We start from the raw sequence: 10,443 nt of genomic DNA on the forward strand, positions 1-10,443 counted from the left end.
CCACTCTGCCGGTTGCCCCGGTCATGGGCCCACCTCCTGTTCGTCGTCGCGGGCCGTCGGAGTGACCGCTCGGAGTCCTTCGCCGTGGGTGCCGGGGTCTGCTGAGCGGATCGCCCCGTGGAGCACGGTGTCGACGGTCGCCCGCAGCAGATCGGCTGCCGTCCAGTCGAGTTCGTGCGGCAACTGCGAGTTGAGCAGCCGCTCCAGCGCGCCGCGGGTGATCTCACTCAGCAGCTCGGGCGGTGCCCGTCCCGGCCTCCGGTGGACGATCGCATCCGCACGCTGCTCCACGTACTGGCGCAGCATCGCATCACCCCGCCCCGTCGCGAGCTGAGCCGCGCCGACGCCCGAGCTCGCTGCCTGCCGCGATCAGGAAGCGCTGTGCCAGCACATCGAAGGGCTGCCCTTCCGCGCCCTCGGCCGCTGCCACCAGCGTGCGCTCTACCGCCGCGAACCCGGAACCCGGGGCGAGGAACAGTCGGCCGACCGCCTCCACGATCACGTCAGCGCGCTGCTCGCCACTGTCGGAAACTTGAGAAACTGATTTCTTTTCTACGGTGGCTCCCCGTCCCTGCGCTTTGCAAGGCGCACCTTCTGGGCGGGTGGGGCTACGTGACCGTATGCCCTGATCTTCACCGGCACGAAGGAAGGCCGCCTTGGGGATCGACGGAAGCGTGATTGGCGCCGACATTGATCTTGCTTGCTACTCCTCCTCTGAGCGCTGCAGGACGCCCCGAGTGCGGCAGGCACTGCTGGCGGGCGCGTAACAGCTCGGGCAGTCGTGACGTCCAGCGCCAGCCAAACGCGGCCTGAATGGGCGTCACGAACGGCAGTCCGTCAAAAGCGGCAGCAGGCGGGCTGCGGGAGTTCGTGGCAGCCTGTTTCCGATCGCTCGAAGGGGGCGAAGCCTGAATCACCACCGGAGAGAGGACCTGGCATGCAGTCCGTCGCCGTTCGAGACCGCGCCGCCGGTGTCGAGGGAATATCGCTGACGGAGGTGCCCTACCCCCACCTCGCCGAGAACGACGTCATCGTGCGCGTGCATGCCGCCGGGTTCACCCCGGGGGGAACTCGCCTGGCCGGGAACGTGGACGGATCGCGCCGGGCGCGACCGGACGCCGAGCGTGCCTGGACACGAGCTGTCGGGCGTCGTTGCCGAACTCGGGTACGGCACCACCGGTCTCTCGGTGGGCCAGCGGGTGTTCGGGCTGGCCGGCTGGACCGTCGGGCTGGGCGTGGATGCCTTCGTGGATCTGCAGGCCGATCGACTGGGGGGCGTCGAGAAGGTCGATCTGGTCCTCGACGTGATCGGCGGCGAGGTCCAGGAGCGCTCGGCCCCGCTGGTGCGGGCCGGGGGCACGCTGGTCACCATCGCCTCGCCGCCCGAGGTCCGTCCGAGGGACGGCCGGGCCGTCTTCTTCGTCGTCGAGCCCGACCGTGCCCGGCTCGCGGACCTGGTCCAGCGGCTCAGGGAAAGTCGGCCGGATCGCCGCCGACCGGGCCCGCGGCATCGGCCCGCACCCCGTCGTCCCCCGCGCGGTACAGCTAGGCCTCCATCGCCCGCATCCGGTCTGCAGGCGTCTCGGGCAACGGGGCCGGCGCCTGGCCCGCTGGACGTCCGGGCGGCTGGCGCTCATCACTGCATTGGGTCGAGGTGCGGGGATGTACGCGGAGTCGTTGGCTTGCCGGGCCGGGGTTCGGCATCGCTGAGGTAGTACATGGCTCCGGATTCGCGGCGCGGTGTGTCCACGAGCAGCCAGCCAGTGATCCGACCCTGCGTGTCCAGGACTTGCCAGGGCTCGAGACCCGCTCCCCAGTACACCCGCTGCGGCGCTGAGCCCCTGCGGAGCATGCCCGTGATCACGGCGGGCTCGGCCTGCTGCTGCGCCGACGCCACCAGGCGGCCTGGGGCTTGGCGGGGACCGATGCCGTGGAGGGCCACTACCGGCAGCGGGGCGAGCCAGTACAGCCGGTTTGCGGATTTCCCAACGGAGTCGTTCACGCGGGCTTTCTGCAAGAGCCCCGGTAAAGCCTGCCCGCGATGCGCGCAACTGCATCGGCTCCGGGTCGGCGTCCAGGACAGTGAAGTCCAGGCCCTGGCGGCGTGCGTCAAGGTAACCAGGAGGTCCTTGCCACCTACGCGGGGGTGTCCTCGCCCCTGCTCGCCGCCGCCTCGATGGGCCCTCATCCGCGATCAGCGGCAGGCGGGCCAAGACGTCCCCTGCAGCAGGAAGGACAAGGCCAAGGACCGCGGCGGCGCGGTCTCGTCGGGCGACGAGGTCTGGCATGTCTTCCAAGTACTCGGCCGCGAGCTTGCGACTTTCCTGCGCGGTGAACGTTTGGCAGCCGCGCCACCATGGGGCGACCAGCAAAAGCTGCAGAAGTTCGGGGAGACCGATCGCGATCAGTGCCGCACGCCCCTCAGAGTCTGCGCACAAAAGGGGACGATCCTCGGCGTCCTCCCCGCAAAAGAAGAGGGTGCCCCCGGCTCCGTCACCGGCGGATCCCTCCAGCGCAGCGCCGGATGCTAGGTGGATTTCCTCGCCACCGCCTCGGTCCGGGTCGAAATCGCCCGGCCAAGCAAGGAAGCGGGCAGCTTCGTCCTGCTCATGGACGGCGTTGATCAACGATTCATGCGCGAAACCCCAGGGTCCGTCCGCAAGCATCATTGGGAATCAGTCACAGGGCTGCGGCCGTAGGACACGTCGAGCCGTTGGGCGAAGGCTTCGGGTCTCGCCAGAGCCTCGTCCTCAGGTGGCCTTCAGGGCGAGCCACAGCGTGGTCAGATCATTGGTGTCGGCGATCTGCTTCCCGGTCAGCTGCTCGATGCGGCGAACGCGGTAAAGCACTGTCTGCCGGTGGACTTGCAACGTCTCGGCCGTCCGTTGCCAGGACCTACGGTTCTCGAAGAATACCCGCAGGGTCGTGAGCAGCTCGTCGGCCTGCCCCTGCGGCAGATCGAGGACGGGACGCAGTACGCGGTCGACGAGCGCCCGTGCCTCTGCCGGGTTGCGGGGCCCGAGGAGCGGGTCGGCCTCCGCGTACCGCAGCAGTGGGGTTCCCTGCTCCTTCACGATGTCGAGCGACCACGTGGCCTCCCGTACCGCGTCGGCCATGCGGTCAGCGCGGACGATCAGATCGCTGACGCCCGCCCGACCGAGCTGCCCAAGGGCTTGCACAAGCACCGGAACGGCGGCGTCGGGAAGTATCGTGAGCGAGGTGTCGCCTCGCTGCACCGTGAGGTGGCTGACGGCCGAGCGCCACAGTTCGAGGTGCGTGGTTGCGAGCAGGTCTGGATCGTCGTCGTTGCGTGCCGCCACGCACACTGCTTCCTCGAGTCGGAGGCCGAACTCCTCAAGCCGGCGCTGGGCTGTGGCCGGCGCCATCTGCGCATCGAGGATCTGGAGCAGAAGTTCTGCACCTCTCCTGCGGTCGTGCTCGATCGTCAGGCGGGCTTGGGAAAGCGCCAGTGCACACACCGTCGCGGCGTGCTGCAGGAGCAGCGCGTCCGGCAGTTCGGTCTGTTCGGGGAGGGCGACGAGGACCGCGTCCGGATGTGTCGGTACGTCGACCAGGAGTGCGTAACGGTCTCCAGCGAGGTGGCTCGCGATGACCCCGGCGCGGAGCCTTCCGCGGCGCTCGGCCACGGCGGTGCGGATCTCCTCGGGGAACGGAACGACGCCCGGATACCAGTTGTGGCCAGTCGCCCGGTCGCACACCCGGACGTCGCAGCCGAGCTCGCGGGACAGGGCTCTGGTGAGCGATGTCAGTCCGGAGCTCTGCGAGGAGATCTGCTGCAGCGCCTGGTAGATCCGTTCGGTCCGGATCAGGCGTTGGGACTGTTCCAGGAGGGTCGCCTCGGCGACCGCGCGGGAGATCGCGACGAACGGCATGGGGTAGGCGATCCAGAGCACCGGGAAGCCCAGTTCTTCGCTCGTCCGGGCCAGCAGCCTGGTCAGTGCCGGGGCGTACATCTGCTCGCCGATGGCCAGCGCGGCGGCACCGTGATCGACCAGGTGCCGGATCAGCTCCTTCTGGCCGGACGCGCTGCGGGGGATGGGCTTGCCGTTCGTCATGAGGAGTTCACCGCCGGCCACCCAGCGCCACGGCTCGGGCAGGTCGGTCGTGTGCGTCCACGAGACGGGCCGGTCCAAGGCGTCGGCCCCCGAGTGCAGCCTCAGGCGCAGATGTGGCATCTCGAGCAGCTCGCCCACCGTGATTGGCATGGGCTCACGGTAGACGGCGTCTGACCATACGCATAGCAGCGTTGTGCAAATGGATAAGCACGGTCGAGAACTTTGAGCACTCCGCGTCTACGCGACGCACGTCACGGCGGCGTACATGTGGACGCCACACCTCCGCACGGCCGCCGCGAGGCAAGGACTCCTCCATGACTGCTCGATCGAACCTCATAGACGACGCGCCACTGACGCGCTTCCACAAGAAACTGACCGCCTACTCGTCAGGCGGACCGTTCATCGACGGCTACGCGATCGCGGTCATCGGGGTCGCCTTCACGACACTCACGCCGGCCCTGGACATGACCACCGGCGACAAGGGTCTGGTCGCGGCCGCCAGCCTGGTCGGCATCTTCGTGGGCGGGGCGGTCTTCGGATACGTCACCGACAAGATCGGCCGGCACATCATGTACATCGCCGACCTCGCCGCGCTCGCGCTGTTCTCCGTGCTGTCCGCCTTCACGACGGAGGTGTGGCAACTCGTGCTCCTGCGCTTCCTCCTCGGCGCGGCCATCGGTGCCGACTACCCGATCGCCACGTCGCTGCTGGCGGAGTACCTCCCGCGACGGTTCCGAGGCCGGATGCTCGGTGCGACCTTCGTCGTCTGGGCACTCGGTGCCGCGGCGGCGTACGTCGTGGGCGTGGGCCTTGCGGGCCTCGGTACGAACGCCTGGCGGTTCATGCTCGCCAGCCCGGCCGTGTTCGCCATAGTGACACTGTTCCTGCGGCTCGGTACGCCGGAGTCGCCGCGCTGGCTGCTCAGCAAGGGCCGTCCCGACGACGCCGACCGGGCGATCAAGAAGGTCTTCGGTCCGCAGTACGGCGTGGCGGACCTGACCGCGGAACCGGCGCTCGCGCGAACTGGCTACACGACGGTGTTCCGCTCGCCGTACCTCAAGCGCACCCTGTTCGTCGGAATCTTCTGGACCGCCCAGGTGATTCCGCTGTTCGCGCTCTATTCCTTCGCCCCCGACCTGCTGGCGGGCATGGGAATCACCGGCAACACCGCCGAGGTCTTCCTCGCCGTGCTCTTCGTCATCGGCGGCATCCCCGGACTCTGGCTGGTCGAGCGGATCGGCCGCCGGGCGCTGCTGCTTGGGTCCTTCGGGATCATCGCGGTCGCCCTGGGCATACCCGGTCTCGTGCCCGGACTGCCGACCTGGGTCTCCTTCACCTCGGTCTGCGTCTTCGCCCTCGCCTCCGGAGGCTCCAGCTTCCTCGAGGTGGTCTACCCCAACGAACTCTTCCCGACCGAGGTCCGCGCCACCGCCGTCGGAGTGGGAACGGCGTTCTCCCGCATCGGATCGGCCGCGGCCACCTTCCTGATGCCGTTCGCCCTGGCCAAGAGCCAGAGCCTGCCACTCCTCATCGGCGCCGTCGTGTCGGTCGTCGGGCTCCTGGTCACGCTGGCCTGGGGCATCGAGACCCGAGGCCGGGCGCTCAGCGAAACCGCCGCGGGCGCAGGCCACCCGGCCGAGCCCGCTGGTTCCTCACTCACCACCACCGCTACGAACTGACTGGAGACCGTCATGTATCACGACAGCCGCCCCGCCCCGATCGGGGCCCTGGACGCCACGAAGGTCCCCCGGTTCGCCGGCCTGGGCACCTTCGCCCGGATCCCCGACATCGGCTCGGTCAGCGACTACGACATCGCGGTCCTGGGCGTGCCGTTCGACGGGGGCACGTCGTACCGCCCGGGAGCCCGCTTCGGACCGATGGGCGTCCGCCAGGCCTCGCGTCACCTGCGCCCCAAGTTCCACGTCGAACTCGACACCGCGCCGCTGGAAGCAGTCCAGGTCGTCGACGCCGGCGACGTCCCCTGCACGCCCTTCAGCATCGACGAGGCGGTCGCCCAGATCGAGAACCACGCCCGCGACGTCGCGGGACACTCCGACCGGCGCATCGTGACCATCGGCGGCGACCACACCGTCGCACTGCCCATGCTCCGCGCGGCCAAGGACAAGTACGGCCCGATCGCGCTGGTCCACTTCGACGCGCACCTCGACACCTGGGACACCTACTTCAACGCCCCGATCACACACGGCACGGTGTTCCGCCGCGCCTTCGAAGAGGGCCTGCTCGCCGAGGAGAAGTCCATACACCTGGGCATCCGCGGACCGATCTACGACCAGATGGACCTCGTGAACGACAAGGCGTTCGGCTTCCGCGCCATCCGTGCGGGAGACCTCGACGTGATCGGAATCGAGGGGGCAGTGGACGCCGTACGGCGACGGGTGGGCGACGCACCGGTGTACGTCTCGATCGACATCGACGTCCTCGACCCCGCATTCGCGCCCGGGACGGGCACCCCGGAGATGGGCGGGTTCAACAGCCGGGAGCTCCTTCGCCTGCTCCGCAGCCTCGACGGACTCAACATCATCGGCGGTGACGTGGTCGAAGTCGCTCCCGCATACGACCACGCCGAAATCACCACCGTCGCCGCCGCCACCGTGGTCTTCGACCTGGTCACGCTCATGACGAAGAACAACGTCACCAAGCCCGTGCTCACGTCCGCGAACCGCTCCTGATTCAGGACGCGACTCAGCAGTTACCAGGGGCCGTCGGGGTTTCCTCAAGCGCGCAGTCCGGTTGAGCGGGCCCCGACCATGGGCCCGACCACAGCAGCACGGACAGGTCGCCGGCCTTCCAGACGCCGCCCGCGCGGTGGTCTCCGCCATCGCTGATCGTGAACTTCGCCCCTGCATGCGTTTCGGACAGTAATGCACTGACGCCTCGCCAGGTCTGCCCGATGGGCGGCGGGACACCATCTCCAACAGTAAACAGCGGTGATACCGCCGTCGCGGCGTACGAGCACCTGGACACCCAGGCTCTCCGTGAGCTGTGCGACGAGACGGGCCGCACACACCGATTACCGCTCGACGTGCCAGTAGATCATCACGCCGGGGCTCCAGTAGCGCTGGTGCCACTTCCTGCGACCAAATCCCGAAGGCGCCCAACTGGGCTTCCATGGCTGGACTTTGCCCTCACCGATGACAAAATATGGACGCACTCGGCAGAAGTCCCCTACCGTGACGGCACAACCGTAGGAGTACCGACTCCTCGGCATCAGCATCCGCGTTTCCGTAAGCTCGACCGGAGTGCGATCCGGCGGCCTCCGGTCCCGTCCTGGAGGACCGATGCATCCACATCCGTTACGCCGCGCCCGAAGACAGCTCACCGCTCTGATCGTCGGCGGCTTCCTCGCGAGCGGGATAGCGGCCGCGCCCCCGTCCGCCGCCGCACCCGCCGACATCCCGCCGCAGGAACCCGGTGTCACCCTGCGTGTCTTCGACACCCAGGTCCCGCTCACCAAGCTGTGCACGCTCAAGCCGGGCCAGACACCCAACCACGACAAGCTGATGCCGACCGTGGACTGGTCCTCGACTAACGACTTCGGCGGATTCGCCGACAACTTCTCGGCACAGGCCTCCGGTTACCTCGTCATTCCCGCCAACGGAACGTACACCTTCCGTCTCACCAGCGACGACGGGTCACGGCTCACCATCGACGACCGTGAGGTCATCGACCACGACGGGCTGCACGCCGCCGAGCCCAAGGACGGGGCCGTAGAACTCATCGCAGGCTCCCACCCGTTCCGCATCGACTACTTCGAGCGCACCGGCGAGCAGCAGCTCACGCTCGCCTGGAAGCCGCCGGGGGCCACCGGCTTCACCGTCGTGCCGCGAGAGTCGCTGACCACCGACGCCGGGGTCGTACGGGTCACGTCGCCGGGCCGCAAGGAGTGCGAGGCCGGCGCGGACAGCCCCGGTGACGGACTGCCGCTCACCGACGTGCGCCCCGACCTTACCCTCACCGACCTGCGCCCGGACGGGTTCGAGCCGCAGGTCACCGGCATGGACTGGCTGCCCGACGGGCGGCTCGCCATCAGCACGTGGGGCGGATCCCAGAACAAGGCGGGCGAGGTGTACCTCCTCGACCATGTCACCGGGAACACCAGCCGCGACAAGGTGACCGTCAAGAAGGTCGCGAGCGGGCTGCGCGAGCCGATGGGCATCAAGTACGTCGACGGCTCCCTCTACGTGTCACAGAAGCACGAGCTGACCCAGCTCGTCGACACCGACAACGACTCCGTCACCGACGAGTACCGCACCGTGGCCACCTGGCCCTACAGCGGGAACTTCCACGAGTTCGCCTTCGGGCTGATCTACCGCGACGGCTACTTCTACGCGAACCTGTCCGTCGCCATCAACTACGGCGGGGCGACCACCACCCCGCAGCCGGCCCCGGGCCGCGGCACCACGTACCGGGTCAGCAAGAAGACGGGGAAGATCCATCCGGTCGCGGGCGGTCTGCGCACGCCCAACGGGATCGGCTGGGGTCCGGGCGGTGACATCTTCACCACCGACAACCAGGGCGGCTGGCTGCCGGCCAACAAGCTCGTCCAGATCAAGCAGGACCGCTTCTTCAACCACTACACCGAACCGTCAGGCCGGTTCGACGACCGTCCTGTCAGCCAGCCGGTGTTGTGGCTGCCGCAGAACGAGATCGCCAACTCCCCCAGCACTCCTCTGTACTTGACCAAGGGCCAGTTCGCCGGACAGATGCTCATCGGTGACGTCACCTACGGCGGGCTCCAGCGCGGCTATCTGGAGAAGGTGAAGGGCCAGTACCAGGGAGCCGTGTTTCGCTACACGCAGGGACTCGAATCCGGCGTCAACCGGATCACCATGGGCCCCGACGGCGCGATCTACGCGGGCGGCCTGGGCGCCGACGGCAACTGGGGTCAGGAAGGCAAGCTCAAGTTCGGCCTGCAGAAGCTGACGCCGAACGGCGGCAACACCTTCGACATCAAGGAGATGCGGGCCGTGCCCGACGGCTTCGACCTGGAGTACACCCAGCCGGTGTCCGAGGCCACTGCCGAGAAGCTGACCTCCCGCTACCAGGCCGAACAGTGGCGCTACACCCCGACATCGGACTACGGCGGCCTGAAGATCGCCGAGGAACGGCTCACCGTCAGCTCGGCGACGCTCGCCGACGACGGTCGCACGGTCCGGCTGCGCCTCAACGGGCTCAAGCCCGGCCGCGTCGTGCACGTGCGCTCGCCGCGCCCCTTCGCGTCCGCGTCCGGTGAGACGCTTTGGAGCACGGAGGCCTGGTACACGCTCAACGCGCTGCCGGGACAGCAGCCGCCGCCCGCCACGCTGTACGAGGCCGAGGAGGCACGCCTGACCGGCACGGCCGGCGTCAACACCAACCACACCGGGTATTCGGGCAGCGGCTTCGTCGACCGCTACACCACCGAGGGCAAGGTGGCCACGACGTTCGACGTGACGGTCCCCGAGGCCGGCGAGTACGACGTGAACCTGCGCTACTCGAACGGCCCCAACCCCTTCCAGGGCACCAAGTCCCTCACCCTGTACGCCAATGGGGAGAAGCTACGCCAGACAAAGCTCCCCTCCACGGGCACGTGGGACGCCTGGTCGACCCGGACCGAACGCGTCAGCCTGCGCGCGGGCCACAACACCCTCGCGTACCGCTTCGACGCCGGAGACACCGGTCATGTCAACCTCGACCTGATCACCGTGCGTCCGCACGGAGCCCCGGTCACCCTCTTCGACGGCACCACCGCCTCCCAGACGCAGTGGCAGCATCCGGACGGGCGGCGCGTGGCGTGGCCGCTCGCCGCCGAGCAGTCGATGGAGGTGTGCTGCGGCGACATCCGCACCAAGGAGGCCTACCAGGACTTCAAGCTGCACGTGGAGTTCCGGGTTCCACTGCTGCCGGACGACGTGACCGGCCAGAACCGCGGCAACAGCGGCGTCTACCTTCAGGAACGCTACGAGGTGCAGATCCTCGACTCGTACGGTAAGGCCACGCTCGAGACCAACGACGCCGGCGCAATCTACCTGAAGAAGGCCCCCGACGTGAACGTGGCGACGGCGCCGGAGACCTGGCAGACGTACGACATCACGTTCCACGCGGCACGGTACGACGACAGCGGCCGCAAGACCGCCGACGCGCGGGTGACGGTCGTGTGGAACGGCAAGAAGGTCCACGACGACTTCGCGATCGACGGTCCGACCGGCGCCGGTGCGCCGGAGGGGCCGTCGGCCGGGGCGATCCGTCTGCAGGACCACGGGAACAAAGTGCGGTTCCGCAACATCCGGGTGCAACCTCTGAGTTGACGCACCCGCACCGCAGTCGCGCAGCGGTGGGGCGCGCCCACGAGGTCGTGGGCGCGCCC

At 68.5% G+C, this 10,443-nt stretch carries 7 protein-coding genes and 1 pseudogene; 4 read left to right on the top strand and 4 right to left on the bottom strand.

What is annotated here, in order from left to right; all coding sequences use genetic code 11:
• Window positions 1-21: 21 nt before the first annotated feature.
• Window positions 22-306 (bottom strand): hypothetical protein, encoded by a 285-nt coding sequence (locus ACWEK3_RS36615; protein WP_453251676.1) that lies wholly within the window; start codon window positions 304-306, stop codon window positions 22-24.
• A gap of 4 nt (window positions 307-310) precedes the next feature.
• Window positions 311-502, bottom strand: coding sequence for a hypothetical protein (locus tag ACWEK3_RS36620; RefSeq protein WP_450544886.1), 192 nt, complete (start codon window positions 500-502; stop codon window positions 311-313).
• A gap of 435 nt (window positions 503-937) precedes the next feature.
• On the opposite strand from ACWEK3_RS36620, the pseudogene ACWEK3_RS36625 reads away from it, so the two are divergent.
• Window positions 938-1,481, top strand: a pseudogene (locus tag ACWEK3_RS36625) (alcohol dehydrogenase catalytic domain-containing protein); the annotation flags it as partial.
• 155 nt (window positions 1,482-1,636) lie between these two features.
• Here the strand turns inward: ACWEK3_RS36625 and ACWEK3_RS36630 are convergent.
• The gene (locus ACWEK3_RS36630) at window positions 1,637-2,002 is read right to left on the bottom strand and encodes a hypothetical protein (RefSeq protein ID WP_453251679.1); all 366 of its coding nucleotides are present in this window, start codon (window positions 2,000-2,002) and stop codon (window positions 1,637-1,639) included.
• Window positions 2,003-2,750: 748 nt separating this feature from the next.
• Window positions 2,751-4,226 carry a PucR family transcriptional regulator gene (locus ACWEK3_RS36635; protein WP_453251677.1) on the bottom strand — a complete coding sequence of 492 codons (1,476 nt, stop codon included), beginning with the start codon at window positions 4,224-4,226 and terminating at the stop codon, window positions 2,751-2,753.
• Between the two features lie 164 nt (window positions 4,227-4,390).
• On the opposite strand from ACWEK3_RS36635, the gene ACWEK3_RS36640 reads away from it, so the two are divergent.
• From ACWEK3_RS36640 to ACWEK3_RS36650, 3 genes are all read left to right on the top strand, one after another.
• Entirely contained in the window at window positions 4,391-5,755 is a 1,365-nt protein-coding gene (locus ACWEK3_RS36640; RefSeq protein ID WP_450547633.1) for an MFS transporter, read from the top strand.
• A 12-nt stretch (window positions 5,756-5,767) separates the two neighbouring features.
• Window positions 5,768-6,766 (top strand): agmatinase, encoded by a 999-nt coding sequence (gene speB, locus ACWEK3_RS36645; RefSeq protein ID WP_450547632.1) that lies wholly within the window; start codon window positions 5,768-5,770, stop codon window positions 6,764-6,766.
• A 609-nt stretch (window positions 6,767-7,375) separates the two neighbouring features.
• On the top strand, window positions 7,376-10,384 hold the full coding sequence (locus ACWEK3_RS36650) for a family 16 glycoside hydrolase (protein ID WP_450547631.1): 3,009 nt from the start codon (window positions 7,376-7,378) through the stop codon (window positions 10,382-10,384).
• Window positions 10,385-10,443 lie beyond the last annotated feature (59 nt).

The organism is Streptomyces sp. NPDC004721 (assembly GCF_053601495.1).

Bases quoted from the DNA above. Each gene is read 5' to 3' on its own strand.
- ACWEK3_RS36615 (WP_453251676.1), bottom strand. From the start codon at position 306: ATGCTGCGCCAGTACGTGGAGCAGCGTGCGGATGCGATCGTCCACCGG.
- ACWEK3_RS36635 (WP_453251677.1), bottom strand. From the start codon at position 4,226: ATGCCAATCACGGTGGGCGAGCTGCTCGAGATGCCACATCTGCGCCTG.
- ACWEK3_RS36640 (WP_450547633.1), top strand. From the start codon at position 4,391: ATGACTGCTCGATCGAACCTCATAGACGACGCGCCACTGACGCGCTTC.
- speB (WP_450547632.1), top strand. From the start codon at position 5,768: ATGTATCACGACAGCCGCCCCGCCCCGATCGGGGCCCTGGACGCCACG.
- ACWEK3_RS36650 (WP_450547631.1), top strand. From the start codon at position 7,376: ATGCATCCACATCCGTTACGCCGCGCCCGAAGACAGCTCACCGCTCTG.